The sequence below is a fragment of the Methylomagnum ishizawai genome (assembly GCF_900155475.1).
Classification (GTDB): domain Bacteria; phylum Pseudomonadota; class Gammaproteobacteria; order Methylococcales; family Methylococcaceae; genus Methylomagnum; species Methylomagnum ishizawai_A.
The window spans coordinates 2867553-2893932 of record NZ_FXAM01000001.1; the positions used below are offsets into that span (position 1 = coordinate 2867553).

General features: G+C 61.4%; 28 protein-coding genes. 10 read left to right on the top strand and 18 right to left on the bottom strand.

What is annotated here, in order from left to right; all coding sequences use genetic code 11:
- The 3 genes from B9N93_RS12620 (at position 1) to B9N93_RS12630 (ending at position 3188) form a co-directional block, all read left to right on the top strand.
- A complete protein-coding gene (locus tag B9N93_RS12620) occupies positions 1-1440 on the top strand; it encodes a glutamate synthase subunit beta (protein WP_085214156.1) in 1440 nt (479 codons plus the stop codon).
- A gap of 162 nt (positions 1441-1602) precedes the next feature.
- Complete coding sequence (locus B9N93_RS12625) at positions 1603-2130, top strand: phosphatase PAP2 family protein (protein WP_085214158.1); 528 nt, start codon at positions 1603-1605, stop codon at positions 2128-2130.
- Positions 2127-3188, top strand: coding sequence for an MJ1255/VC2487 family glycosyltransferase (locus B9N93_RS12630; protein ID WP_085214160.1), 1062 nt, complete (start codon positions 2127-2129; stop codon positions 3186-3188). Before B9N93_RS12625 ends, B9N93_RS12630 begins: the two co-directional genes overlap by 4 nt.
- Before the next feature lie 58 nt (positions 3189-3246).
- On the opposite strand, the gene cysQ is transcribed toward B9N93_RS12630, so the two are convergent.
- Positions 3247-4065, bottom strand: coding sequence for a 3'(2'),5'-bisphosphate nucleotidase CysQ (gene cysQ, locus B9N93_RS12635; RefSeq protein ID WP_085214162.1), 819 nt, complete (start codon positions 4063-4065; stop codon positions 3247-3249).
- Between the two features lie 91 nt (positions 4066-4156).
- Here cysQ and yrfG point away from each other — a divergent pair, with 91 nt between their 5' ends.
- Positions 4157-4822, top strand: coding sequence for a GMP/IMP nucleotidase (gene yrfG / locus B9N93_RS12640; protein ID WP_085214164.1), 666 nt, complete (start codon positions 4157-4159; stop codon positions 4820-4822).
- Here the strand turns inward: yrfG and B9N93_RS12645 are convergent.
- On the bottom strand, positions 4816-5403 hold the full coding sequence (locus tag B9N93_RS12645; RefSeq protein ID WP_085214166.1) for a MarR family winged helix-turn-helix transcriptional regulator: 588 nt from the start codon (positions 5401-5403) through the stop codon (positions 4816-4818). The genes yrfG and B9N93_RS12645 overlap by 7 nt on opposite strands.
- A 188-nt stretch (positions 5404-5591) precedes the next feature.
- On the opposite strand from B9N93_RS12645, the gene B9N93_RS12650 reads away from it, so the two are divergent.
- Entirely contained in the window at positions 5592-5861 is a 270-nt protein-coding gene (locus B9N93_RS12650) for a DUF2024 family protein (protein WP_085214168.1), read from the top strand.
- Between the two features lie 176 nt (positions 5862-6037).
- Here B9N93_RS12650 and B9N93_RS12655 read toward each other — a convergent pair whose 3' ends face one another.
- Positions 6038-6445: a membrane lipoprotein lipid attachment site-containing protein gene (locus B9N93_RS12655; RefSeq protein ID WP_085214170.1), complete on the bottom strand. Its 408-nt coding sequence runs from the start codon at positions 6443-6445 to the stop codon at positions 6038-6040.
- A 106-nt stretch (positions 6446-6551) separates the two neighbouring features.
- Positions 6552-6959, bottom strand: a complete 408-nt coding sequence (fliS, locus tag B9N93_RS12660; RefSeq protein WP_085214172.1) for a flagellar export chaperone FliS — start codon at positions 6957-6959, stop codon at positions 6552-6554.
- Positions 6960-7228: 269 nt separating this feature from the next.
- Between fliS and B9N93_RS12665 the strand changes: the two genes are divergently transcribed.
- Together B9N93_RS12665 and B9N93_RS12670 are read left to right on the top strand one after the other, a co-directional pair.
- Positions 7229-7537 carry a c-type cytochrome gene (locus B9N93_RS12665; RefSeq protein ID WP_085214174.1) on the top strand — a complete coding sequence of 103 codons (309 nt, stop codon included), beginning with the start codon at positions 7229-7231 and terminating at the stop codon, positions 7535-7537.
- A gap of 60 nt (positions 7538-7597) precedes the next feature.
- On the top strand, positions 7598-7867 hold the full coding sequence (locus B9N93_RS12670; RefSeq protein ID WP_085214176.1) for a SemiSWEET family sugar transporter: 270 nt from the start codon (positions 7598-7600) through the stop codon (positions 7865-7867).
- Positions 7868-7874: 7 nt separating this feature from the next.
- On the opposite strand, the gene B9N93_RS12675 is transcribed toward B9N93_RS12670, so the two are convergent.
- The 10 genes from B9N93_RS12675 to B9N93_RS12720 form a co-directional block, all read right to left on the bottom strand.
- The gene (locus B9N93_RS12675; RefSeq protein WP_125468969.1) at positions 7875-8627 is read right to left on the bottom strand and encodes a hypothetical protein; all 753 of its coding nucleotides are present in this window, start codon (positions 8625-8627) and stop codon (positions 7875-7877) included.
- Positions 8620-11064: a Lon protease family protein gene (locus B9N93_RS12680; RefSeq protein ID WP_085214180.1), complete on the bottom strand. Its 2445-nt coding sequence runs from the start codon at positions 11062-11064 to the stop codon at positions 8620-8622. The genes B9N93_RS12675 and B9N93_RS12680 overlap by 8 nt, the downstream gene beginning before the upstream one ends.
- A gap of 159 nt (positions 11065-11223) precedes the next feature.
- Positions 11224-12723, bottom strand: a complete 1500-nt coding sequence (locus tag B9N93_RS12685; protein WP_085214182.1) for a polyamine aminopropyltransferase — start codon at positions 12721-12723, stop codon at positions 11224-11226.
- Positions 12720-13814 (bottom strand): hypothetical protein, encoded by a 1095-nt coding sequence (locus B9N93_RS12690; RefSeq protein ID WP_125468970.1) that lies wholly within the window; start codon positions 13812-13814, stop codon positions 12720-12722. The genes B9N93_RS12685 and B9N93_RS12690 overlap by 4 nt, the downstream gene beginning before the upstream one ends.
- 330 nt (positions 13815-14144) lie before the next feature.
- Positions 14145-14363, bottom strand: coding sequence for a DUF350 domain-containing protein (locus tag B9N93_RS12695; protein WP_085214187.1), 219 nt, complete (start codon positions 14361-14363; stop codon positions 14145-14147).
- A 175-nt stretch (positions 14364-14538) separates the two neighbouring features.
- Positions 14539-16437, bottom strand: a complete 1899-nt coding sequence (locus B9N93_RS12700; RefSeq protein ID WP_125468971.1) for a DUF4178 domain-containing protein — start codon at positions 16435-16437, stop codon at positions 14539-14541.
- Positions 16438-16459: 22 nt separating this feature from the next.
- Entirely contained in the window at positions 16460-17464 is a 1005-nt protein-coding gene (locus B9N93_RS12705; protein ID WP_085214191.1) for an SPFH domain-containing protein, read from the bottom strand.
- Between the two features lie 46 nt (positions 17465-17510).
- Entirely contained in the window at positions 17511-17846 is a 336-nt protein-coding gene (locus B9N93_RS12710) for a hypothetical protein (protein ID WP_085214193.1), read from the bottom strand.
- 42 nt (positions 17847-17888) lie between these two features.
- Complete coding sequence (locus B9N93_RS12715; protein ID WP_085214195.1) at positions 17889-18809, bottom strand: methyltransferase domain-containing protein; 921 nt, start codon at positions 18807-18809, stop codon at positions 17889-17891.
- An 84-nt stretch (positions 18810-18893) separates the two neighbouring features.
- Positions 18894-19256: a c-type cytochrome gene (locus tag B9N93_RS12720; RefSeq protein ID WP_085214197.1), complete on the bottom strand. Its 363-nt coding sequence runs from the start codon at positions 19254-19256 to the stop codon at positions 18894-18896.
- Between the two features lie 392 nt (positions 19257-19648).
- Between B9N93_RS12720 and B9N93_RS12725 the strand changes: the two genes are divergently transcribed.
- Positions 19649-20473, top strand: coding sequence for an undecaprenyl-diphosphate phosphatase (locus tag B9N93_RS12725; RefSeq protein WP_085214199.1), 825 nt, complete (start codon positions 19649-19651; stop codon positions 20471-20473).
- 49 nt (positions 20474-20522) lie between these two features.
- On the opposite strand, the gene B9N93_RS12730 is transcribed toward B9N93_RS12725, so the two are convergent.
- The 4 genes from B9N93_RS12730 to amoC form a co-directional block, all read right to left on the bottom strand.
- Complete coding sequence (locus B9N93_RS12730) at positions 20523-21302, bottom strand: TatD family hydrolase (RefSeq protein WP_085214201.1); 780 nt, start codon at positions 21300-21302, stop codon at positions 20523-20525.
- A 102-nt stretch (positions 21303-21404) separates the two neighbouring features.
- The gene (gene amoB, locus B9N93_RS12735; RefSeq protein WP_085214203.1) at positions 21405-22649 is read right to left on the bottom strand and encodes a bacterial ammonia monooxygenase, subunit AmoB; all 1245 of its coding nucleotides are present in this window, start codon (positions 22647-22649) and stop codon (positions 21405-21407) included.
- Between the two features lie 121 nt (positions 22650-22770).
- A complete protein-coding gene (gene amoA / locus B9N93_RS12740; RefSeq protein ID WP_085214205.1) occupies positions 22771-23514 on the bottom strand; it encodes a bacterial ammonia monooxygenase, subunit AmoA in 744 nt (247 codons plus the stop codon).
- 135 nt (positions 23515-23649) lie between these two features.
- Positions 23650-24429 (bottom strand): bacterial ammonia monooxygenase, subunit AmoC, encoded by a 780-nt coding sequence (gene amoC, locus B9N93_RS12745; RefSeq protein ID WP_085214207.1) that lies wholly within the window; start codon positions 24427-24429, stop codon positions 23650-23652.
- Positions 24430-24763: 334 nt separating this feature from the next.
- Here amoC and B9N93_RS12750 point away from each other — a divergent pair, with 334 nt between their 5' ends.
- Positions 24764-25069: a c-type cytochrome gene (locus B9N93_RS12750; RefSeq protein ID WP_085214209.1), complete on the top strand. Its 306-nt coding sequence runs from the start codon at positions 24764-24766 to the stop codon at positions 25067-25069.
- Positions 25070-25086: 17 nt separating this feature from the next.
- Positions 25087-26379 carry an NAD(P)/FAD-dependent oxidoreductase gene (locus B9N93_RS12755; RefSeq protein ID WP_085214211.1) on the top strand — a complete coding sequence of 431 codons (1293 nt, stop codon included), beginning with the start codon at positions 25087-25089 and terminating at the stop codon, positions 26377-26379.
- Position 26380: the final 1 nt, after the last annotated feature.

Genomic DNA, 26380 nt, shown 5'->3' on the forward strand with positions numbered 1-26380 from the left:
ATGGGCAAACCCACGGGATTCATGGAAATCTCGCGTCAGGACAGGCGCTACACGCTGGTGGCGGACCGCACCCAGCACTACCGGGAATTCGTCATTCCGTTGACCGAGGAGGAAGTCGCCAAGCAGGGCGCGCGCTGTATGGACTGCGGCATCCCCTATTGTCATCAGGGCTGCCCCATCAACAACATCATCCCGGATTGGAACGATCTGGTTTACCAGGGCAATTTCCAGGAAGCCATCGAGGTGCTGCACAGCACCAACAACTTCCCGGAATTCACGGGCCGCATCTGCCCCGCACCCTGCGAAGCCGCCTGCACCCTGAACCTCACCGACGAACCCGTCACCATCAAGTCCATCGAATGCACCATCATCGACAAGGCTTGGGAAATGGGCTGGGTCAAGCCGCAAATCCCCGCCCGCCGCACCGGCAAGAAGGTCGCCGTCGTGGGCTCCGGCCCGGCGGGACTCGCCGCCGCCCAGCAATTGGCGCGGGCCGGGCATAGCGTCGTCGTGTTCGAGAAGAACGACCGCATCGGCGGCCTCTTGCGCTACGGCATCCCCGATTTCAAGTTCGAGAAGCACCACATCGACCGCCGCATCGCCCAGATGCAAGCCGAAGGCGTGGTGTTCCGCCCCAATTGGCACATCGGCAAGGACATTCCCGCCAAGCAATTGGTCGATGAATTCGACGCCGTGGTCTTGGCCGGCGGCTCCGAGCATCCGCGCGACCTCACCGTGCCGGGCCGCGAATTCAAGGGCGTGCATTTCGCCATGGAATTCCTGCCCCAGCAGAACAAGCGCAACGCGGGCGATGCGCTGCCGGAAGACTCCAGCCTGAGCGCCAAAGGCAAGCACGTCGTGGTCATCGGCGGCGGCGACACCGGCTCCGATTGCATCGGCACCTCGATACGCCATGGCGCGGTCTCCATCACCCAGTTGGAAATCCTGCCGAAACCGCCCGAAAAGGAAAACAAAGCCACCACCTGGCCCAACTGGCCCAACAAGCTGCGGACCTCCAGTTCCCACGAAGAAGGCTGCGAGCGCATGTGGAGCGTCGATACCGTGTCACTGGAAGGCGAAAACGGCCAGGTCACCCAGATCAACTGCGTCAAGGTGGAATGGAAGAACGAAGGCGGGCGCTGGGTCATGAACAAGGTCGAAGGCAGCGAATTCAGCCTGAAAGCCGATATGGTGCTGCTGGCCATGGGCTTCGTGCATCCGGTCCATGGCGGCATGTTGCAGGAACTCGGGGTCGATCTCGACGAGCGCCGCAACGTCAAGGCCAACACCCTGGACTACCGCACTTCCCTCGACAAGGTCTTCACCGCCGGCGATATGCGCCGCGGCCAATCCCTGGTAGTCTGGGCCATCCGCGAAGGTCGGCAATGCGCCCGCGCCGTCGATGAATACCTGATGGGCGCTTCCGAGCTACCACGCTGAGGCTAGCCGCCGCTGCCCGTCGAGCGAAAGGGGGTCTTGATAGACCCCCTTTTTTTTTGGACTATTTCCCGTCATTAACTTTTCATCTTGGGTTCACTCCGCCGTCATCCGTCCGACCTACGCTGTTAACGCATTATTCCAACAACAATAGAAGGAGCCGCTATGAAGCTCTTATCCACCATCCATCAATACGATGTATCGATGTTCTACTGGGTCATGGCCCGGAAACATCTCGCGTTCTTCACCCAAATCAGCCGCTGGGTTTCCCGCTCCGGCGATGGCGGCCTGTACGCCCTGTTCGCGGTCTATCTGTTCTACACCGGACTCCCCGCCGACCGGCTGTTCCTGACCACCGGGTTGGCCGCCTTCCTGCTCGAACGCCCGGTCTATTTCGTCCTCAAGAATTGGTTCAAGCGCAACCGCCCGCAGGACGCCCTGTTCGATTTCCGCAGTTTCATCATCCCTTCCGACCAGTTCAGCTTCCCCTCCGGGCATACTTCCGCCGCTTTCCTCATGGCGACCCTCTTGACCTACTTCCATCCCGCGCTGGCCGTGCCCGCCTACCTCTGGGCAAGCGGCGTCGGTTTGTCTAGGATATTCCTCGGGGTGCATTTCCCCAGCGATATTTTGGTAGGCGCAACCATGGGCACCAGCATCGCCCTGTTCAGCATGAGGATTCTCGGTACGTGAAGATATTTTATGGCGTCCAGGCCACGGGCAATGGACATATCACCCGGGCGCGGGTCATGGCACCACGCCTCCGGGCCGCTGGCATCGAGGTGACTTACTTGTTCACGGGCCGCCCTTGGGAACAATTGTTCGAGATGGAGGTGTTCGGGGATTATCAATGGCGGCGGGGCTTGACCTTCCACACCCATGCGGGCCGGGTCAGCTATCTCAAAACCGCCGTCGAGAACAATCCCACCCATTTCTGGCGGGATATCAGATCGCTGGACCTGTCCGGCTACGATCTGGTCATCACCGACTTCGAGCCGGTGACCGCCTGGGCGGCCCGGCTACGCGGCATCAAGACCATCGGCCTCGGCCACCAATACGCCTTCCCGCAGGATATTCCCATCACCGGGGACGATATTTTCGCCCGCAATATCATGCGGTATTTCGCGCCCGCCACCACCGGACTGGGCCTGCATTGGCACCATTTCGGCCAGCCGATCCTGCCGCCGGTGATCGAAACCCCGGAACCCGGCCCGGTCCAGCAAAACAAGATATTGGTTTATCTGCCCTTCGAAGAAATCCACGATATCGTACACCTATTCCAGGGTTTCCGGGATTATCAATTCCATGTTTATACCCACCATTATATCGAACATAAACCCCCGCATATCCATATCAAACAACTCTCCCGCGCCGGTTTCCAGAACGATCTCAGGGATGCGGCGGGCGTGGTGTGCAACGCCGGCTTCGAGCTGGCCTGCGAAGCCCTGCAAATGGGCAAGAAGCTGTTGGTGAAACCCTTGCGGGCGCAGATGGAACAGCTGTCCAACGCCCTGGCCCTGGAGGCAACCCAGTTGGGCGCGGTGATGCCGGAATTGGACGCGGTGGCGGTGGACTATTGGCTGAAGAATGGCCGGACCATCCAAGTGGTGTTCCCGGATGTCGGGCAGGCCATCGTGGAATGGTTGCTCAAGGGCGAGTGGCGGGTGGACCTGGATTGGGCCATGAGCATCTGGGACCGGGTGGTCTACCGCGACCCCGCCCACCACACGCCCCTGGCCGTTCCGGCGTGACCGGAGGTGGGCTGTAGGGGCGGACTTATCCCGCAAATCCCCACAGCCCCCCATACACCTAGCCCTCGATACCCGCCGCGTAGCCGCTCCAATCCCTGGATTTATCGCCGAACACCAGGAAATACGGATTGAGGAGGGATTCCTTGGCGTTGTACAACAAGGGACGCCCCGCCAAATCGGTCACCTGACCGCCCGCCTCGTTGACCACGCAATGCGCCGCCGCCGTATCCCATTCCGAGGTCAGGCCGATACGGGGATAAAGGTCGGCGCTGCCTTCGGCCACCCAGCACAGCTTGAGCGAGCTGCCGATGGACACCAGTTCGTGTTCGCCGACCCGGCTCAGATAAAGGTCCAAGGCTTCCCCACCATGGGAGCGGCTGCCCACCACGCGCAGCCTGTGCGGTGCCTGGGTCCAGACATGCAGGCTGCCGGGTTCGGCCCCGCCCGCTTGGCGGAACGCTCCGCAGCCTTCGGAAGCGAAATAGCACAAATCCTTGGCCGGAGCGTAGACCACGCCCAGCACCGGCAGGTGGCGGTGGATCAAGGCGACATTGACGGTGAATTCCCCGTTGCGCTTGACGAATTCCTTGGTGCCGTCCAGGGGATCGATCAGCCAATAGGTCTCCCAAGCCGAACGGGCCGCGAAGGGCAAGGCTTTGGATTCCTCGGACAGCACCGGATAGGCCGGATGCAGGGCTTCCAAGCCCTCGACCAGGCAATGATGGGAAGCCAGGTCGGCGGCGGTCAAGGGGGAGTTGTCCTCCTTGACGCCGACCCGGAAGTCCGATTCGTAAATCTCCATGATACGGCGGCCGGCCTCCTTGGCGAGCGCGATGACGGGTTCGAGGAAATGCGAGGGTTCTTTTCTAATGGGCATGGCTTGGAATCCGCGGTTGCTGCTCACTGGGTGGGGTAGGTTTGGGAGGAAGGGGCTTAGATGATAAGACTGGCAGGGGAAATATTATCCTATGATCGAATGGCAAAACATTAGCAGCGTGTTTCTCGATATGGACGGCACTTTGCTGGACCTGAATTTCGATAACCACTTCTGGCTGGAATTCGTGCCCCGGCGCTATGCCGAACGCCATGGCCTGAGCTTGGAGGAAGCCAACGCCCGGCTGGCACCGCGTTTCAAGGCCACCGAGGGCCGCTTGGAATGGTATTGCCTGGATTATTGGAGCGAACAATTGCAGCTCGATATCGCCGATATGAAGGCGGAAATCGCCGGACTGATCGCCGTGCTGCCGCATGTCACCGAGTTCTTGGACGGGGTCCGCGCCCTGGGCAAGCGCTTGGTATTGGTCACCAACGCCCATCCCAAGAGCCTTGGCCTCAAGATGGAGCGCACCCGGCTCCACGCCTTTTTCGACCATATCGTCAGTTCCCATAGCCTGGGCCACCCCAAGGAAGACCCGGTATTCTGGGACAAGCTGGGCGGCATCGAGCCTTTCGACCCGGCGCGGACCCTGCTGGTGGACGATAGCCTCCCGGTATTGCGCTCGGCGCGGCGCTTCGGCATCGCCCATCTGGTCGCCATCCGCAAGAACGATTCGCGGCGTCCGCCCCGCGAGATCGACGAATTCCCCGCCATCCACGATTTCCGGGAATTGCTCGCGACCGGAACCGCTCAATAAGCATCCTCCCGGGCCTGGGCGGGATGCCCATGCTCGCGGCAAAGCTGCTCCGCGTCCACCTCGGACAGCGCCTCGGTGGTAAGTCCGCAACGCCGCCCGCCACCGGCTTCCAATAAATGATGGCGGCAGGTCTTGCAGGCACCGAAGGTCTTGAGCCCGTTGGCCTGCTGCAAGCGCCGCAGCACCCAATCCAACACCCCCAACACCTCGCCTGCCTCGGTTGCGCTCAGGCCGTCGAAGGCCGATTTCAGCACCTGCGGCGGGATCGATTCCGCCACCACATGCGCCCCGGCCTCGGTCAGGCGCAGATGCACCACCCGGCGGTCCTTGGCGTCGGCCTGCTTCTCGATCAAGTGGTTGGCCTCCAACACCCCCAGGGTCTGGGAGACGGTGCCCTTGGTCAACCCCAGGAATTCGGCCACGGCCACCGGGGTATTGCTGTAGCGGTTGCAACGGCCAAGGTAGTGCAAGGCTTCCAATTGCACCGGTTGCAACCCGTTGCCGATCCCCGTCCTGCGCACATCGGTGCGGAGCAGGTTGGCGATACGTTCCAGATATTCGTAGATGGCGTCGGTGTTCATAAGCACGGTGGTCGCGGATCAATCGTTATTGACAAGGCTAGGCTCCGATAATAGTATCGACACAATACTTTTTCAAACGGCTCCCGATTTCCTCAAGCCTGGAGCGCCGCCCAAGCCGGTTCCAAACCCGCCCCCGGCGGCGCTACTTTTTTTTCCATCCCTACCAACCCCTGCCTGGGCGGAACACCATGAACATCTTCCATGTCTTCGACACCTTCGCTACCCGCGCCACGGGCGGCATCCTGCATTTCGATGTGGTCCTACCCACGAACGACCCGGCCCTGGCCTTGCGGGCCGCCCGCGCCTGGCTGGCCGCCATCGGCGCGCCCGACGCCCAGGTCAACCCGGAAAGTTGCGCCTACTGCCATAGCACGCCGGACGCGCCGGAGGACGTGCGCGGGGAAATCGCGACGCGGGGCTATGCCATTTACAAACTGGAGGGTTGCCCGCGGGACTGAAGCGCGACACCGCGGCCATGGAGGCGCGGCGATGGTGGAAAATTCCCAGGGCGCGGGGGAGAAGGTCCGGTCGGGGTCGGAGTCCATACGCCTTCATTGTGGCATAGGACCCGGCGGGCGGGCATTTACCCCCCGCGGCGGAGGGATAAATGGCTTGTTCGATGGGAAGGGGTTGATTATTGGCCGGGCTCGCCGCCGCCCACTTTCTCGATGGCCTTGCCCATGCAGTTCATCACGAATTCGGTCACGCCGTTGGCGGCTTCGCGGGCCCGCTTGGGCGAGCCGAACAACTGGGTGTAATCGGTGATGGCCTTCTCCGCGTCGTTGGGGGACCTGACGCTGAGGAAACGGGCATAAGCCTCGAAATACTGCTCACGGCGCGGGTCGCCGGCGAATCCCGGCAAGGAGTCGGTGATTTCCTTCACCACGCACTCGGCGACAGGTTCGGGATCGAGCTTGTAGTCTTTCAGGTCTTGGTCGTCCTTGAACTTGTCGACCAGGATTTCCTTGAGTCCGGTCTGCTCCTTGGTCGAACAAGCGGCCAGGGCGGATACCGCGCAAATAGCGATCAGGATTTTTCTCATGGGGCAACCTAGGGGATTCGGGTCAGGCGTAAAAGCCTTTTATTATGCTAGGGAACCGCCACCCTGGCTAGGTTTTTGCCGGGCCGCACCGGGAAACCCCCATGGTTCACGACAAGGCTCCGGCCCGCACCACCTCGCGGATGCCATCCCAGCCTTCCTTGATCTCCCGGACCAAATCGCCAACCTCGTCCAGCATGGCGATATCGTTGCGGGAGCTGGCCAGGAACAAGCGCTCGATCATATAGCCATAGAGCCGGTCCAGATTGATGGCGATATCGCCGCCCTGTCCGGGGTCGAGGCAGGATTGCAGGTAATTGAGGATTTCGATGGCATTGCCGATGACCCTGGCCTTCTCGCCATAGGCACCGCGCCCGATGCTGCCCTTGGCGACGGCGATGCGGTCCTGCAAGCCATCGAACAGCATCGCGATCAAGGTATGCGGATCGGCGTAGGCCACGCCGGCGTCGAGCTGGTTCTGTTGGTATTCCCTCAAAGCGTAGTGCGCGGGTTTCATAGGTCGCCTCTCTATGGATTCGGATAGTGATGGTCGGAAGCTGATCGTCGGTCCGCCTGGGCGGACATCCCGCCGTTCCTAACAGGCTATATCGGCCCGGCCCCCGGCGACTTGAGCGGCCCGGCCCCAAGTTTTTCGGCCACGCCCGGCGCTTCCCGGAGCGGGGGCGCTTGGGAACCCAGGTCCGGCCTTGCTATCCTAGAGCGCCAGGTCCGCCCAGGCGGGCCGCTCTACCACAAGCACGACCTACCGATCCCCAGGAGGAATCCATGCGTACTCTGTCTATATTGGCGATAGCGGGACTGATGGCGGTGGGCACCGCCGCACGGGCCGACGCGGAAGCCGCCAAGGCCACGGCCACCGGTCTGTGCGCGGGCTGCCACGGGGCCAAGGGCATCAGCGCCGCCGACAGCTTCCCCAACTTGGCGGGACAAAAGAAAGGCTATCTCATCACCGCCCTCAAGGCCTACCGGGATAAGTCCCGCAACGCCCCGATGATGAACGGCATGGCCGGATCGCTGAGCGATCAGCAGATCGAGGATTTGGCGGCCTATTTCTCCGGCCTGAAACCCGAATAGACCAGACCGGGGCCGCCGTGCCCACCGGAACGACGGCCCCGCCCCTCCCAAACGAGCGTTATGGAAACCATCGATTTAGATTTATTGGGATTAGCCGCGGGCGGCCTGACCACCGTGTCCTTCGTGCCACAGGTGCTGAAGATTTGGCGGAGCAAGTCCGGCCAGGACGTGTCGTATGGGATGTTCGCGCTGTTCAGCGCGGGGGTGGGCTTGTGGCTGCTCTACGGCTATCTGCTCGACGCCAAGCCCATCATCGTCGCCAACGCCGTGACCCTATGCCTGGCCTTGGTGGTGATCGCCCTGAAATACCACTACCGGCCCAGGGCTTGAACCCGGCTCACACCAGGATCAAAGGATAAATCCCCTGCTCGGCCAAAGTCGGCACCAGGTCGGCGCCGCGCCGCGCCAACACCAGCACCCGACAGCCGGACTGCCGCATCCCCCGCAATAGCTTGACCCCGTCTCCCGGCTCGACCGGGAACAAACCCGGCACCCGTCCCTCTTCCGCGCAACGCGACAAGACCTGGGCCGCCAAGGCCTGGAAGCCACCCCCATCCGCCACCGGCAGCACCACCGATAAACCACAACCCTCGCCCCGCGCCAATTCCTCCGCCAGACGCAAAGCCGCCCCGGCCGCGGCGGAGCCGTCGTACAGCGCCCACACCGGAGCCGCCGCGGGCTGGAGCGGCCGTCCGGCCTTATGGCCCAGGCACAGGATATCGACCTGCCCCGCCTCCTCGAACACCGTCGCCATGAACGGCCCGCGCACGGCCTTGAAACCGACCTCGATGCTCAAGCGCTGGTTCAAGCGGGACAACAAGGCTTGGATACGCCCGGCGCGGGCCCGCAGGGCGCGTTCCAACCGAAGGCGGTCCAGCCCGCGTTCGGCGGTGGAATCGCGGCAGACTTCCCTAGCGAAGGGTAATCCGGCCAGATTGGCGAGATCGGCGTCCTCGACGAACAGCGCCAGCAAGCGGGCCTGTTTACGGGCGGCCAACATCGCCGCCAATTCCAACACCTCGGACTCGTTCCGCAACAGGTTCAACGCCACCACGATCCGGGCGGCTTGGAGAACGTCCGCCTCAGCCATGGCCATCCCTCCCCTCGCTCTTTTCCGACGGCTCGGACTGGGCTAGCCGCCGGCGGATATCCGCCCATTCCAGCAAGCGGCGCTCCACCCGGCCATTCACGCTGTCGGCGGGGAATTGCCCGGCGGCGTCCCGCGCCCCGGCCTCCATGCCCATCAGCAAAGCCAGCGCCTGATCGACCGAGGACACGGCATGGACCTGGAACCGTCCCGCCGCCACCGCCGCCACCACATCGCGACGCAACATCAAGCGCTTGATATTGGCCGCAGGGATAATCACGCCCTGTTGTCCGCTCAGCCCGGATTCGCGGCAGATATCGAAGAAGCCCTCGACCTTCTCGTTCACCCCGCCGATGGGCTGGACCCGGCCCTGCTGGTTGACCGAACCCGTCACCGCGAACCGCTGCTGGATCGGCAGTTCCGCCAACGCGGACAGGAGGGCGCACAATTCCGCCAGCGAGGCGCTATCGCCATCGACCAGGCCATAGGATTGCTCGAATACGAGACTCGCGGCCAAGGCCAACGGCTGGCCCGGCGCATAGCGGGCGGCGAGGAACGAGGACAAGATCATCACGCCCTTGCTATGCAACGCGCCGCCCAGGGCGGTTTCGCGCTCGATATCGACCACCTTGCCCGCGCCCAGCCGGGTGGTGGCGGTGATGCGGGCGGGCTGGCCGAAGGCGAAACCGTTCAGGCTGATGACCGACAAGCCGTTGATCTGGCCGACCACGCCGCCTTCGGTATCGATGAAGATCGTCTTGCGGCGGATGGCCTCGTAAATCCGCTCGCGTATCCGGTCGGAACGGCGGATTTGTTGGTCGATGGCGGTCTGTACGTCCTCGCGGACGATGAGCGCCCGGCCTTGCTGTCCGGCCCAATAATCGGCCTCCTTCAGCAAATCGTCTAAGCCGCGCCAATGGGTGGAAAGTTTTTCGCTGTCCTCGACCCGGCGGGCCGACCATTCCACCACCCGGATCACCGCGTCCCGATCCAGCGGCTTGAGACCGTTGCGCCGGGCCAAGCTGCCGATCAAACGGGCATACAGGGCATGGCCGTCGGCGTCGCGGTCCATGGTCTCCTCGAAATCGGCGGCGACCTTGAACAGCTCCCGGAACTCGGGATCGTACAGGCTGAGCCAATAATACAAAGCGCGGTCCCCGGTCAGGATCACCTTGATATCCAAGGGAATCGGCTCGGGCTCCAGGGTCGCGGTGCTGAGGAACCCCAAGGTCCGTTCCAAAGGCTCGATGCGGACTTCCCCGGTCTCCAGGGTACGTTTCAAGCTGTCCCAAGCATAGGGCTGCATCAGCAGTTTGCGGGCGTCCAATATCAGGTAGCCGCCATTGGCCCGGTGCAGGGCACCCGCCTTGATCATGGTGAAATCGGTGACCAAGGCGCCCATCAATGCCTGATATTCGACCCGGCCTATCAGATTGGCCTGGGTGGGCAGGTTTTCGCAGACGATGGGGGCGCTGGACTCGCCGTCGTGATCGACCAGGAGGTTTACCGCGTAACGCTGCCAAGGATTGACCCGCTGGCCCTGCCCCAGCAAAGCCGCCGCCATCCCGCCGCTGCCTTCGGCCTTGGAAAAGAAATCGTCGGCATGGTCGATCAGTTCGCGCCGCATCAGGTCGAGATGGGCGGCCACCGGCTCGACGGCGGCATAATCGGCCCGCAGTTCCGCCATGGGATGACCGATGGCGAAACCGGCGATCTCCCGGTTCAGCGCCTTGAGCTTGTGCTTGGCCTCGCGCCGCCAAGCCGGGAACTGTCGCATCAACTTGGTCAATTGCTGGTGCAACTGGGCGACGTGTTCCTGGATTTCCTGTTGCTGGCGCTCGGGCAGTTGGTGGAAACGGTCCGGGCTGAGCACCTCGTCCTTGGGGTCGATGGGCGCGAAGGCGAAGCCGGTCGGGGTCTCGATCAAGGCGATATGCTGGCGGGCCGCTTCCCGGCGCAGTTCCTCGATGGCGTGGCTTTCGCGCTCCTTGGCCTCCTCCTCGATCTCCTCGGCCCGCGCCCGGTATTCCTCGCCCTCGAACGCGGCGGGAATGGCCCCGACCAGTTCTTCGAGGGTCCGCGCCACGTCCTCGGCGAAGCGCCGCCCCAGTCCCGGCGGCAGGCGCAGCGTCTTGGGCTTGGACGGCTCGGCGAAATTATGGACATAACACCAATCGTCGGGAACGGGCCGGTGTTCGGCCTCGCGGGCGACCACCTCCCGCACCACGGTGGCCTTGCCCGCGCCGGGCGGTCCCAGGGCGAACAGGTTGAAGCCCGACCGGCCCATGCCCAGACCGAAGCGCAAGGCGTCCAAGGCCCGCTCCTGGCCGACGGCGATGCCGATATCGGCCAATTCGGCGGTGGTCTGGAACGGGAAATCGCCCGGATCGCAGGCGCTATAAAGACGTCCGGGCGGCAAGGAGGTCTGATGGTCCGTCATGGCGGTTCCTCCGGGGGTGGGGTTCGGGGCGGGCGGACTCCTCTCCAGGTAGACCCCGCCACCGCCCGATGATTCGGGCAGCGCGGGTGGCGGCTCACGCCCACCCTAATAACTATGGATCAATCCGGCGGGATGGGGAATGCCGCTGGAACGCCTGGACTAACGCGCCACCGCGTTCCAATCCGCCTCGTGGTAGCCCACCAATACCTGGTTATCCAGCCGATTCACCTCGGTCTCCATCCACCCCATGTCTTGGGGGAAGCGGAACAAATCGCGCTGGCTTTGCGGGTCCAGGAAGCGCAGCCCCAAGGGCAAGCGCTCGGCGGGCGCGAAACCGCCATGCCCCGCCAGGATGAACCCCCATTCCCCGAACGAAGCCACATAGGCGTGATAAGGCCAGGTGTGGAAACCCACCGCCGCCAAGGTGTTCACCACGCACCAAAAGCTGCGGCGGGCGGCATAAGGCGAGGTCGATTGCACCACCAAGAGTCCCGTCCGGGCCAGATGATGATCCAACAGCCGGTAGAACGCCGTGGTATACAGCTTGCCGATGCCGAAACTGGTCGGGTCGGGGAAATCGGCGATGACGAAATCGAACAGTTCGGGCGTCTGATCCAGCCAGACCATGGCGTCGGCATTGATCACCCGCACTCTCGGATCGGTCAGCGCCCCGCCGTTCAAACCGCGCAGCCAGTCGTGGCGGCTGAACAAGCGGGTCATGGCCGGATCGAGTTCCACCAGGGTCACGGATGCCACGTCGGGATACTTGAGGATTTCCCGCACCGCCAAGCCATCGCCGCCGCCCAGCACCAACACCCGCTTGGCCCAAGGCAAGGCCGCCAAACCGGGATGCACCAAGGCCTCGTGATAGCGGTATTCATCGCGGGAGCTGAATTGCAGGTTGCCATTGAGGAATAGGCGTAAATCGTCGGCCCAACGGGTCAGCACGATACGCTGATAGGGCGTGGTCTCGGCATAGACGATATCGTCGCTGTAGAACTGCGCCTCGGCATAGGCGGTCAAGCGCCCCGCCCCGGCCAGCCCAGCCAGCAGCAAAACCGTCACCGCCGCGCACTGCCCCGCCGCCCAGCGCCAAGGTCCGGGCCGTCCCCGGAACAACCACAGCGTCGCCGCCGCCACCAGGGCGTTGAGCAGCCCGAACAACAGCGCGGTACGGATCATGCCCAGACGCGGGGCCAACACCAGCGGGAACAGCAAGGATACCGCCAGCGCTCCCAGATAATCGAAGGTCAAGACCTCCGACACCAATTCGCGGAACCGCACCTTCTCGTGCAGGATGCGCATCAGCAAGGGGATTTCCAGCCCTACCAGCACGCCCACCGCCAGCACCAACCCATACAACGCCGCCATGAACGGTGCCCCGGCCTGGGCGAACAACAGGAACAACACCGCCGCCGACACCCCGCCGAACAGGCCGACGGCCAATTCGATCTGCACGAAGCGCAATACCAGATTGCCGCCGACATGTTTGGACAGCCAGGAACCGATGCCCATGGCGAACAGATAAGTACCGATGACGGTGGAAAACCGGGTGATGGAATCGCCCAGCAGATAGCTGGCCATGGCCCCGGCGATGAGTTCGTAGACCAGCCCGCAGGAGGCGATGAGGAAGACAGAGGCAAGAAGGGCGTATTTCAACCGACCACCGTGCCATAAGGTCGGGACGAATCCCCAACCCACCGCACCGCCCAGAAAACGGCATATAGCACCGTGATTTCCAGCACCGGATAAGATGGCACCAAATATCTGGATTCCAAGTCGGCATTGGCCGCAAGCGAAACCAGCCTGGGAATGAAATAAGCTAGGAACAACCCGGAGACGATCCAGATTTCGCGCCGCCGACCGGCCAAGACCAGCGCGATAACCCACAACCCCAACAGCGCATTTTTATAGTAGCGGGCCAGTTTTTCACCGCTTCCACCAAAAGAGCCACCCGCGAAATATAAGGTATCTTTTTGCTGCCAGATATTCACGATCCTTTTCAACAACAAAACCGGCTTGGGTGTCAGGTTGCCCCGGCTATCCACCAAGCGCTGCAAATCGCTTTCAATCTCCTTGGGCAAAGAAGCTCCATCGTCCAAAGCGCCCAACCGCCGCAGAATATCCTTGAATTCGTCGGTATTCAGCGCGGGGTCTATGGATGCCCCATCCCAATACTTGCCGAGCCTGCTATAGTGCTTGCCCCAAACCGGCCACAGGAAACCCGAGGTCGCGTTTTGGGCCAAGGCGGCGCTCCGCCAAAACCCGACCACTGCCGGGGAGAGACCGGGATCGGCGATCACCGCAGGAAGCAAAGGCAAACCCACGCGCCAAGCCCGTACCACCATAATTCCCGGAACCAGGGCGGTCGCCATTAGCAATAACACCGCCCGGCCAACCCCGACCCGCCACCCCGATAGATAAAATCCCGACGCGCAGGCTGGAATCAGTAACCATACCGAATCCCAGCGCATCGATACGGAGAAACAAAGCGCCAAACCCATCCACAGCGTCCTCAAGCGGCGCTCGGCCAAAGACCTGAATATCTCCGCGAAAACCCATAACGCCCCCGCCGATGCCAGGGTTTCAGTCAGCACCCACCTGGACCAGCCCAAGGTCAGCGGAGACAACGCCAATACCACGCCTGAAACCATCAACAAGCCGAAGCTGCCATGCCATAGATAGCCGGACCATAGCGCATATACCAAGGCCAGCGCGAAACCCAAGGTTTGGGCTTGGGCGATTCGCAAGATATCGCCCCCCAAGGATTTAATGGCGGCGATAAACAAAGGATAACCGGGTGGCTGGCTACCCCAAGTAGGCTGACAGACTCCGTCCACTGAATCATGGATGGAATAACACTGGTTTTTTGCGATATTATCGGCAAGCACAGAAAAGTAGTTTGAATCCGGGGTATATACCGGCTTGTCTCCGGCCAGCCATAAGCGTGTCATTAGCGCGATAGCGAATAGCAGTGATAAAACCACCACAACCCCATGGCGGAACGGTTCGGACTCCGAACCCGCCAGATTCATATAGACATCTCCCATAGCTGTGGTGGACAGGACCTATACCTCAGATCAACCATGGATCGCCGCCGCCACGATAATCGAAATCCCCAAACACATCGCCGCCGCCAGAATCGCCACCGGCAGATTCCGCTCCTTGACGATTTCATGCCACAGCGCATAAGGCGTCAATAGGTCGATAATGATGAAAGAAATCCAGAATACGGCAACGCCCAGCAAGGAATAAATCAGGGAATTCAGCAGCGCCACGGGATTAAACCATTCCGACATAGGATGCCCTCCGTTTCATTTGTGGAAAATAGATTGCCCGGAACCTAAACGATGGCCGGAACCGGAAGCCGAATCATCGCCCCCGAGGCTCCAACCCCGGTACTGGGCATAGGCGAAGAATATTAGGACCAACAAGCCATATAACCAATAAGGCCGGTAATACATACAGCCCCCCTCAGGATGAAATCCAGCTTTCTTGCGGATGATCGCTTTCCAGCCAGCGGTGGGTCTCGAAAGCATTATGCCGCCACGTCGCGATACCCGGCCAAACCGCCAAGGCCAGCAAAGCTAGGAAGAAATTGCCCCAACCGGCCCGCGCCCTTTGCACCGTCAGATCGCAAGTGACCGAAGACCAAGCTTGGGAAACCGCATCGCTTTCGGCGGACACGGCCAGATAATAGCGCCCCTCCGGCACTCCGGAAAAACGCAGGGAACCACTCCGGCTGCCTTCGTCCCAATAACCCTCGTCATAGCCCGAGTAATAACTGAATTCGCGCTCGGCGTTATATACCAAGCCGGTATCGACCTCGACCAAGGCCACGCCTAAATCGACCCAGTTATTGGCGAGATTAGTGCCGACCTGGACCTCGACCGGACCCAAGCCCTTGAGGTCGAAAGGCGGTGTGGTTTGAGTGGCTTCGGGCTGGGCGCGGTCCAGGGTCACGCGGGTATGGATGGCTTCCGGCGAACCGCTTTTGACCAGCAAGCCGAGATGCAAGCCCAATAGTAATAAAGCCAAGGCCAGGAACCGCCACCAATAACCCCCAATCCGGTTTTGCCAAGGCGAAGGCTGGTTGGCATAAATCCCATAGGGTTCGGGCAATTCCCGCTCCGGCTTGAAAGCGGCGGCGATTTCCTCCCGTCCGATATATTCTCCGAACGAATAGGTTATTTCTTTGGCGGTCCATTCCTGGGATAACAACCAGGGCGGATCGACATAATCCCGCACCCGCGCCGTGTCGCCCAAGCGCACTTGCCAATAGAATTCGCCTAGCACGAATACTACCCGCGCTTCGGAATCCTGGAAATGCCTGAGCCGCCGTTGCTGGTATTGGGCGAAACCCGGCCCGAACGCCGGTTGATGGGTGGTAGGCCGGATATAATTCCAATGGCCTTGATATTCGCTCAGCCAATCGAAACCGCCGCCCCGGTTGAGCAGTAGGTATTCGCTCCAACGGTAATTGACGCCTTCGAGCCGCGCCTCGCGCTGCATGAAGCCGACGACTTCGTAATCCTGGCTGCGTAGTTTGCCCCGGCTGCCGAGTGGAATCCGGGGGCGCGGACTTTGCGCCAACTCGGCCCGGAATACGATGGGATGGCGCTGGTCTTGGAGATCATGGGCCGAGCCGCAACTGCCGCAGACGATGACCACGCTGCTCGGCAATTTGGGCAGCAAGGGCGCTCCGCACTGGGCGCAGGCGAAGCTCTGGACTTGGACCGCCGGGCCGCGCACGCCGGTATCGCGTAGGTTCTTGAGTTCCAGCGTATCGAACCTCACCTGTTCGCCGACGAACAACAGCGGCGGGGTTTCGCTGTAATCGAGGGTGGCGAAAGCCTGGCCGGGACCGCGCAAATCGGCCAGCGCGGTGTCGTAGCCCGCCCCGACCCGGAACGGCAACTCGCCCTCCCCGGCGATGCAACGGGCTTGTTCCAGATTGGCGACCTGGAAATCCTGGCCTTGCAGGGCGAGATGCTGGCCAACCCAAAGCTCGCGGAAACCGGGGCAAGGCTCGGGCGGCGGAACCAGGAAGGACACGGCGCACAGCCCCGGCGTTTCACCCAGCCAGCCGGTGCGTCCGTTGTGGAACAGCAAATACCATTCGTTCCACAGTCCGGCTTCATATTGGAGTTGGATGCGGCCCAAGACCTGGAAGCGCTGGCCTTGGTAGCGGCCCTCGCTGCCGAGTTGGATCGGCGAGGCGTCTTCCAACAACTCGGCCATCTTGCCGAGGTTTTCCAGCACCGGGCCTTTGCGTAACAAGGTGCTATGGCAGTATTCGCACACCGCCAAGATGGAGGCGGCGGAGCGGAACAGGACTTCCGCACCGCAAGAGGGACAGGAGGCACGTTTCACGGGGCGGAACCGCGAGCGGCCTTCAAACCAGCTTCTTCAGCAATTCCGCCTTCTTGGCCTCGAACTCGGCCTGGCTGAGGATACCCTTGGTCATGAGGTCGTGGAGCTTTTCCAAGAGGGCCGTGACATCCTCGGGCGAGGAGCCCGCGCTGTTGCCCTGCCCCACCGCGCCTCCCGCGAAGGCGTTCGCCATCGCCTGTCCCAAGGCCATGCCCGCGCCCAGACCGGCCCCAGCGCCCGCCACCCCGCCCGGATTGGCGGCGGCGATGGGGATCGATTTGGCGGCCTGGAACTGGGCGTATTGGTTGAGGTCACCCACCATGTTCATACTGATGCGCTCGTCCAGCACCTTCTGCAACTCTTCCGGCAAGGACAGGTTCTGCACCACGAAGCTATCCAAGGCCAGCCCCAAACGGCTGAATTCCCCCGCCAGTTTGGCCTTGAGCATCACCGCCATCTCGTCCTGGTTGGCCGCCATGTCGATGAAGGGAATCCCGGATTCGGCGAACAAATCGGTCATCGCCCCGATCACGGTGCCGCGCAACTGGTCTTCCAGATCGTCCACCGTATAGATATCGCGGGTGCCGCTGATATTCAGGAAAAACAGCTTGGGATCGGCGATGCGGTAGGCATATTGGCCGAAACCGCGCAGCCGCACCATACCGAACTCCTTGTCGCGGATCGTCACCGGATTGGGCGTCCCCCATTTGCGGGCCAATTGCAGCCGGGTGCTGAAGAAATACACATCGCTCTTGAATGGCGATTGGAATAACTTGTCCCAGTGTTTCAAATTGGTCAGCAAGGGCATGGTGCGGGTATCGAGGGTATGGGTACCGGCCCCGAACACATCCGCCGCATGGCCTTCATCCACCAGTAAAGCCATCTGGCTTTCCCGCACCACCAATTGCGCCCCATACTGGATTTCAAAATCCGGCATGGGATAGCGGTAAGCCAGTATCCCGTCGTATTCCTCCACCCATTGGAGGACATCGACAAACTGTTTCTTGAGGAAATCGAAAAGTCCCATCGTGAGTCTCCCGGAAGTAAGAATGCGGAGTATCCAAGGCCGTGGATCAGCAGGCGACCTTGGGTAGGAAATCAATCACGGCCCCGGCTTTATCTGGTTCCAAGCCGGTAGCCTCGGAGAATACTTGGATGGCTTCGGCTTTCTGCTTGGCCCGCAATAGGTCTTGGATTCGACGCAAAGCCAGCGGGGAAAGCTCCACGATCCGGCCATCGAATACCAAACCCACCGGGTCGGTGGTGGCGGACTCGGGGATTTCGGCGGCGGCGGCTTCCGGTTCCGCTAGCGGCGCGGGTTTGGGCACGACCAACCACCGGCCCAATATCAATCCCAGCAATAACCCGACCCCAACCCCGACCGCCAACGCGGTCAACTCACGCGGCATACCCCACACGGCCAATGGCTCCACGGGTACGAACCCCCCGGCCTAAGCGGGCTTCTTGGCCCGGAAAATATAATAGCGGGCCAGCCCGCCATTGAAGACCTTCCACTGAGCCAAAGCCACTTTGAAATTGGCGGTCTGGGCCTTTTTCCGCAAGCCCAAAGCCTGCATGACCACCTGCATGGGATAGGTCCACAGCGCGGTCAAATACATCCGGCGCGAGGACGGCAGGGCTTCCTGGGTGGCCTCGGTGATATGCACCTCGGTGAAACCGCATTCCTCCATCCCGGCCTGGAATTCCTCGGCGCTGGATAGATTGGGCACGGCCCAGCCATTCAGACAATCCATCACGGCTTGCCATTCCTCCGCGTTGAATTCGCGGCGGGTGGCATAACCATCGCAGGCGATCAAAGTGCCGCCTTTTTTCAATAAGCGATAAGCCTCGTTGAAGAAATCCCGTTTATCGATGGCATAGCAACTGCTTTCGATAGCCCAAACCACATCGAAGGATTCATCGGGAAACGGGGTTCGGCAGAAATCCGCCACCTGGAATTCCACCTTATCGGCGACGCCGTGGCGCTGGGCGTTGCGCTGGGCGTGCGCCACTTGCTGGGCGCTGACAGTAATCCCGACGGCCCGGCAACCTATGTTTTTCGCCAGCCAGATGGAACTACCGCCAATGCCGCAACCCGCGTCCAAAACCCGCTGATCGGACTTGATTCCGGCGATTTCACAGAGTATCCGGTTCTTATTCAATAAAGCTTGGCTATGGGTTTTGGTATTCGCGTCCCAATAGCCATAATGCAAAGCCAGATTCTCGTTATCGAACCAAGCGGTGCGGTAATCCCAATAACAATCGTCATAATGCTTCGCGGTATCCGTGCGGATTTCTTCCTGGGAGAATTCCACGCCTTTCCTAAGGCTATCGGTACGGTAATCCTTGTTGGGTTCTAAATAATAAGACATCGGACTCTTTTTAGCGTGAAGTGAAGCGATAGGCGGGAAGCGGACCCGAAGCACACTGGCGGGCGGTCATCCATGGCGGAAACCTTATTGCCCCTCCATCCGGCCCGAGATTTGTTCGGACATATAAAACACCGCGTCGGCCATTTCCTGGTTATCCAGCAAGGGATAGCCCCCTTTAGGCGGCATCAGCAAAAAACCACCCTTGGCATGGCCGCGCATTACCGACTGGGATTGGAAAGAGCGGTGTTTCCAAGCCTCCCGGTCATGCAAACGCGGCGCACCGCCCTTGCCGGTGGCATGGCATTCGGCGCAGGCCGATTTGTAAACTTGCATCCCTTTCCGCACGTCCAGCTTATTGCCGGTTTCCGAATCCATGGATTCGGCACCGGCCAGCGTGGCACACATCCAGCCCGCCCAGAGCGGAAGCAAACGAAGGATGGATTTCATGGTTTCCCCTTCCCGAAGATGGGTCTGCGATTGTCGAGCCCCCGGCCACGGCGGTCCGTTCCGAGTGGGCGCAAGTATATAGGCGCATCGGCGGTACGGGAACAGAATCCAGCGTGGCCATTTTGGAGTGCGGACCTTGGCTTGCACCAGGATGGTCCGCGGCTTCCAAGCCCGACGGACCGCCTTCCCATACCTTAGGCGCGGTGGCTTACGATCCGCCTTGCCCCACCGTTGCGGGAACAGCGCGGAGGCCGCGCATTCTAACACCCAAGGACGGACGCGGGAAAAAATGGGGATTGCCGGGGAATACAGTCGAGATTGGTGCGACAATCATGGTATAAACCCGCCCCGACGCCAATCGACAACCCCATCATCCCCCAAACGCGAAACCTATGGACTTTATCTTATTGCTGAAAGCCCTGATCCTGGGCATCGTCGAAGGACTCACCGAATTCCTCCCCATTTCCAGCACCGGGCATTTGATCCTGGTGGGAGATTTGCTGCACTTCAACAACGAGCGCGGCAAACTATTCGAGATCGTCATCCAATCCGGGGCGATCCTGGCGGTCTGTTGGGAATACCGGGTGAGATTGTTGGGCGTGTTATTCGGGTTGCGCCACTCGGCGGAAGCCCGGCGCTTCCTGCTCAAGCTATTTATCGCCTTCCTGCCGTTCGCTATTTTAGGATTGCTATTTGGCAAAGCCATCAAATCCCATTTATTCCAACCCATACCCGTGGCGCTGGCGTTTATCGTGGGCGCTTTCGTGATTATCTGGGCTGAAAAACGCTCCCATAAAATCCGGGTGGAATCGGTGGATGATATGGGAATACTGGACGCTTTTAAATTGGGTATCGCCCAGACTTTCGCGCTGATCCCAGGCACTTCCCGGTCCGGGGCGACCATTATCGGTGGATTACTGTTCGGGCTGTCGCGCAAAGCGGCAACCGAATTCTCATTCTTCCTCGCCATCCCCACCCTAGTGGTGGCAACGCTATACCAAGTCTATAAAGAACGGGCCTTGCTCTCGGTAGACGATCTGGGAATGTGGGCGGTCGGCTTCGTTTCGGCCTTCGTGTCCGCTTTCGTCTGTGTGCGCTGGCTTTTAAGGTATATCTCCAACCATGATTTCATGGCCTTCGCTTGGTACCGCATCGTTTTCGGCTTGGCGATCATCGGCACTTGGCATTTCGGCTGGGTGGATTGGAGCCACCCCTAGCAACCCTGGGCGGTATTTTTCCAACACCCCGGAAAGCCGCCCTTTTCCATCAAGCCCGCTGGATCGGAAATAAGGAATAGAAATTGCGGGTAGTGGATTCCGCGACCGATTCCAAGGAAGTTTCCCGAAGCTTCGCCAAAAACTCGGCAACATGCCGGACCATGAATGGATAATTGGGTTTTCCCCGATACGGCATGGGGGTGAGATAAGGAGAATCGGTCTCGACCAAAATGCGGTCTTCGGGCACCCGCTGCGCCGCCTCCTGAATGGCTTGGGCATTGCGAAAAGTCAGTATCCCGGAAAACGAGATATAAAAATTCAAATCCAGGGCGCGCTGGGCGGTTTCCCAATCCTCGGTGAAACAATGCAAAACACCTCCCACCTCGGCGGCATTTTCCTCGGCCAGAATCCCGAGGGTATCTTCCCTGGAATCGCGGGTATGGATGATGAGCGGCTTGCCCACCGCTTTGGCCGCTCGGATATGCTGCCTGAAACGCTCCCGCTGCCAAGCCAAATCCCCTTCGCTACGAAAATAATCCAGGCCGGTTTCCCCCACCGCCACGACCTTGGCATCCCCCGCCAACTCAATCAATTCTTCCAGCGTGGGTTCGTGATTATCGCGCTCGTTGGGATGGACGCCCACGGACACCGAGATATTGTCATAACCCTCGACCAGGGTCCGCATGGAAGGATAATTTTCCATGTCGATGGAAATACACAGCATATGCTCGACCCCGCGCGCGGTGGCCTCGCCGACCAGCTTGGAAAAATCATGGTCGTAGGGAGCCAAATCGAGGCGGTCGAGGTGGCAATGGGAATCTACCAGCATCGTTGAAAATTCCTGGATGTATCAATAAAAAGGCCCCCCCGCCTCAGGCGGGGGGGCCAAGCCGATCACGACCGGTCGGGGCGCGTCAAGCGCCCCTCCCGCTTACATGAAGGACGGGATCAACGGCGCGTCGATCTGGGTCACCTGACGGTTGCCAGCGGCGTCGAAGAAGAACAGGAGGCCGGCGAAGCGGCTGTCCGGGTCGTAGATGATGTCGGACAAGCGGTAGACTTCCCACGCCGCGTCGGAAGCGGTCACTTCCACGGTGCGGGTCTCGCCGGGGGCCAGCGGGCTGTTGTCGCTGACTTCCAGGCCGTCCTCGGCCAGCAGGTCCTCCGGATAGCCGGTGGTGTCCTTGTACACGTCGGAGTCCAGGAACCGCACGGACGCGGTGTAGAACTCGCCCAGGCGCACGGCGCTGCTGCCGCTGTTGGTGATGGTCAGCTTCATGCGCATGGCGCGGCCCGGCACGCGGTAGCTGGCGTCTTCCACCTTGACGGAGACGGTCGGCTTGGTCATCTCGATCGGCTTGATGCCGCGCAGGGTACCGGCCTGCAGCGGGATGGTGATCGGGTACTTGCCGTTGGCACCGGACATCGCGAAGATCACCAGCAGGATGGTGCCGGCCGCGAAGCCCATGGCGACCTTGCGGTCGGTCCCGGAAACCAGCTCGTTGGCGCGACCGGCGTCGGTCAGCAGCATGCGCGGCAGGAACACCGGACGGCGGACCCAGTAGACGATCCAGGCCAGGCCGACCGCGTACCACAGGGCGTGCCAGAAGTAGGTGTTCTCCAGGTTGTAGCTCTCCAGATCGACGGTCTGGCCGGTCAGGGTGGTGACCGGGTTCTTGAAGTCGCCCATGGAGCCTTCGATGGTGATCCACTTGCCGGGCCCGATGATCGGACCACCGCCTTGGACGTTCATCATGGTGTGGACGTGCCAGTCGCCGGGGCGACGGGCCTTCAGCACAACCTTGAACTCATAGGTCTTGCCGATCTCGAGACGCACGGAACGCGGCACCAACTGGCCGCCGATGTAGGATTCCTTGCGGATAAAGACCGGACCGGGAATACCGATGTTCAGGAACGATACATCCGGCTCGTCCACGGTTTCCGGCCAGCCTTCGAACACGTGGAACTTGCCAGTGATCTCGACCTGTTCGTTGACCTTGACCTTTTCCTTGCTCCACTTCAGGTCGTACCAGTGGATGGTACGCATACGCATGAACGCGGCCTGGGACTTTTCGCCGTGCGCGGAGGCGTTCGGCGCGTAGAAACTGGTCGCCGCGAACGCGGTCAGCAAGCCGACCATGGACCACTTGGCGATCCTGTCTTTGAGTAGTTTCATAGTTCTTCCTCTCTCTCGAGTCTGTTCTGTTGTGGCCGCCCCCGCGCCCCTCGGGCGCGCTCCGGGGCTCCGGTGCGGATGGGTGCGTTCCCGGCCGGGCGGACCCGGCCGATCCCTATTATCAGGTGTTCTTCAGGAAGCGGACGTTGGCGAACCAGCGACCGACGAAGTGCCACATGAAGTAGATCAGGATGGACATGAAGCCGGAGAAGAACGCGGACACCGGGGCCACGTCCTTACCGAAGGTACGCAGGGTGCCCTTCTCGACCATGCGGATGTACTCGGGGGTACCGGTACGCACATAGTTGTAGCCCTGGATGTCGGCGATGGACATCAGCATGCCGTTGTATTCCACCGGCACGTGGATCGGGGCGATGATCGGCCAGTTGCCAGGGTAGAAGATCAAACCCCAGGCCAGACCGCCAATGATGGCGGTGAACAGGTAGCTGCCGGACAGCATCAGGCAGACGTCGAGGATGATCGCGCCCGGGACCAGGATGGCCGGGAACACGAAGTTCACGGGGAAGTAGGTCCAGCCCCAGAAGTTGAAGTAGCGGTTGACCCATTCACCGAACAGCAGCGCCAACACGCACACGGTCGCCGCCCACGGCTGGCGGAAACGCTCCCACAGGAACACCTGCGCGGCGGCCGGGAAGGTCACCAGCACGATCGGGGTCACGGTGACCCACAGGCGGCGGTCTTTCCAGTCGGACCAGAAGTCCCAGTCGCCCATGGTCAGCATCGCGTGGATGTGGTACGAACCGCAGATGACGAAGAAAAAGATGAACAGGCCCAGATAGTCGATGGTCCGGGAAACCTGCACGGCCTCGGCGTGGGACCGGACCGCAGATTGAAGTGCGCTCATGAGTTACCTCCAAAGTTTCGTTTTATAGTCTTCTCGGGCGCGGCCACAACCGACCGCGCCCATCACTCCCTGTGTCCGGTACCGGCACCCCTCACGCCCACAGGGCATCGGGAACCGGCACCGCTTCCGTCCGCCTTACTTGGCGATCAGGCCCTGGTCGACCGCTTCGCAGACGTCCTTGCCGATCACGGTCGCGAAGCTCGCGAAGATCTGCAGCAGCACGCCGGCAATGGCCAGTGCCAGCCAGCCGAAGATCACGAAGCCGTAGTGCAAGGGAGCCACGAACAGCTCTTCCATGAACCAGAAGGTGTGGCCCCATTCGTTCAGGCCCACGTTCGGCAGGATCATGAACGGACCCACAACGGTCACCAGGTACGGCAGGGACAGGCCCTGCGCGAAGTACGGCAGGCGGGTCTTGGCGTACAGGAACGCGCCGAAGCCGGTGATGATGTAGATCGGGTAGCTCAGGTAGAACTCGATGATGTGCGACGGGGTGAAGTCGGTGTCGCGCACGATGGTCTGGTGCCAGGTGCCATCCTGTTCGGTGAAGTAGGAAGCGCCCCAGTAGATCGCCCACGCATAGGCGAACACCCAGATCAGGTGGGTCATGTTGCGGCGCAGCTCTTCGCGCGGGGTGATCGCGGCCAGGTTGCGGTCGCGGCTCTTCCAGATATAACCCCACAGGATCGACGCGGTGGTCACTTCCAGCACGATCTCGGTGTACAGGAAGTTCATCCAGTACGTCTCGAACTCAGGCGCGAAGGAGTCCAGGCCCGCGGCCCAGCCGTACACGCCTTCGTACCAGCGCACCCACATGTAGAACACGGTGTAGATCGTGAACGCGAACGCCAGCCACTTCGTATCGAGCAGCGGCTTGTCCTGCGCGGCGACGCCGCCAGCGGTTGTTGCAGCCATTTGTTTTACCTCTTGAAAATTGCTTCTATAACGGCGGTTCGACCGGAACCCAGCCTCCCCTCCGCCTCGCCCCGGACAGCCCTTGAACGCCTCCCGGAACCCCCGGTCCCCCGGGTGCGGTGCAGTCTATCACCCGCCAAACCCTTGTCAAGAAATTATCGCGACATTTTGTCGCACCCGTTTTTCCCCATCTCCACCGGGTTTCCGGCCCGGAAGTCGGGTTCCAAGGCGGCGGCCATTATCGACACAACAGCGGGACCGCGCTTTACGCTAAAATCCCTATCCGCCCCGACCCGAGGGGCACCCCAGACCAATCACGACCCCGACCGCAAAGATGCGCCCCTTTCCAAAACCGCTGCTATCCATCCTGGCCTTGTCGCTCCTGCCTTTCGCCACCCTCGGGGGCACCGGCACCCGCCCCGATGCCGCCACCCTCGCCCGCGCCTGCGGTGGTTGCCATGGTGCCCATGGCCAGGGTTTCGACACCATCCCCGCGTTGACGGGAATACCCGAAGCCGAATTCGTGCGGCGCATGAAGGCGTTCCGCGAGGGATTGCGGCGGGCCACAGTCATGGACCGCATCGCCAAAGGCTACACGGACGAAGACTTCGCCGCCGTGGCGAAGTATTTCAGCCATTGAGAACAGGAAAAAACCGCATGACCCAGTTTTCCCGCCGCGCCTTCCTGGGCTGGGCCGCCATGGCCGGCCTCGCGGGCACCCTAGGCTGTTCCGGCAACCGCTCGAAACCCGGCAAGCCCTCCCTCGCCAACGCCAAGGTCGTGGTCCTGGGCGGGGGTTTCGCCGGGGCGACCGCGGCGCGCTATCTGACCCTGCTCGACCCTTCCCTCAAAGTCACCCTGATCGAGCGCAACAGTTATTACCTGCCCTGTCCTGGCTCCAACGAATTCATCACCAGCTTGCCCGGCCACAAACGCCCCAAGGAATTGCGCTTCGATTACAAAGCGATCAAGGCCACCGGCGTCCAGTCCGTCACCGGCGAGGCCAAGGGCGTCGATATCCGCAACCGCGCCGTCCTGCTGGCCGATGGTTCCACCGTGCCCTACGACCGACTAATCGTGGCTCCCGGCATAGACTTCCGCTGGGACGCCATCCCCGGCTACGACGAGGAAGCCAGCCTCATCGCGCCCCACGCCTGGCAGGCCGGGCCGCAGACCTCCCTGCTCCGCCGCCAGCTCCGCGCCATGCGCAACGGCGATGTGGTCATGATCGTGGTGCCGCAGAATCCCTATCGCTGCCCGCCCGGCCCCTACGAACGCGCCTCGCTGATGGCCCATTTCCTCAAGCGCCATATGCCGCGCTCGAAAGTCCTGATCCTGGATGCCAAAACCCAGTTTTCCAAGCAAGCGTTATTCATGCAGGGTTGGAAGGAACTGTATCCGGGAATGGTGGAATGGATTTCAGCGGAGAAGGAAGGCCGGATCGAGCGGGTGGATGTCCACAAGCGGACCGTGCATACCGATTTCGGCCGCCACCGGGCCAATGTGCTAAACGTGATCCCGCCGCAAAAAGCCGGGAAACTGGCGCAGATCGCCGGATTGGTGGACGATTCCGGCTGGTGTCCGGTCGATCCCCGCAGCTTCGAATCGACCCTCGCTCCCGGCGTGCATGTCGTCGGCGACGCCTGCATCGCGACGCCCATGCCCAAATCGGCCTTTGCCGCCAATGCCCAGGCCAAGGTCTGCGCCGCCGCCGTGGTCGATCTCCTGTCGGAGCGCGAACCCGGCCCGCCCGCCCTTATCAACCATTGCTACAGCCTACTGAGTCCCGAGTACGCGATTTCCGTGACCGGGGTCTACGAATACTCCCCCGGCGACAAAACCCTGGTCGCCACCTCGACCGGCGAAACCCCGCCCCACGGCGACCGCGAGCGGGAAGCCGCCATGGCCCATAGCTGGCAAGCCTTGTTCATGAAAGAAGTGTTCGGCTGAA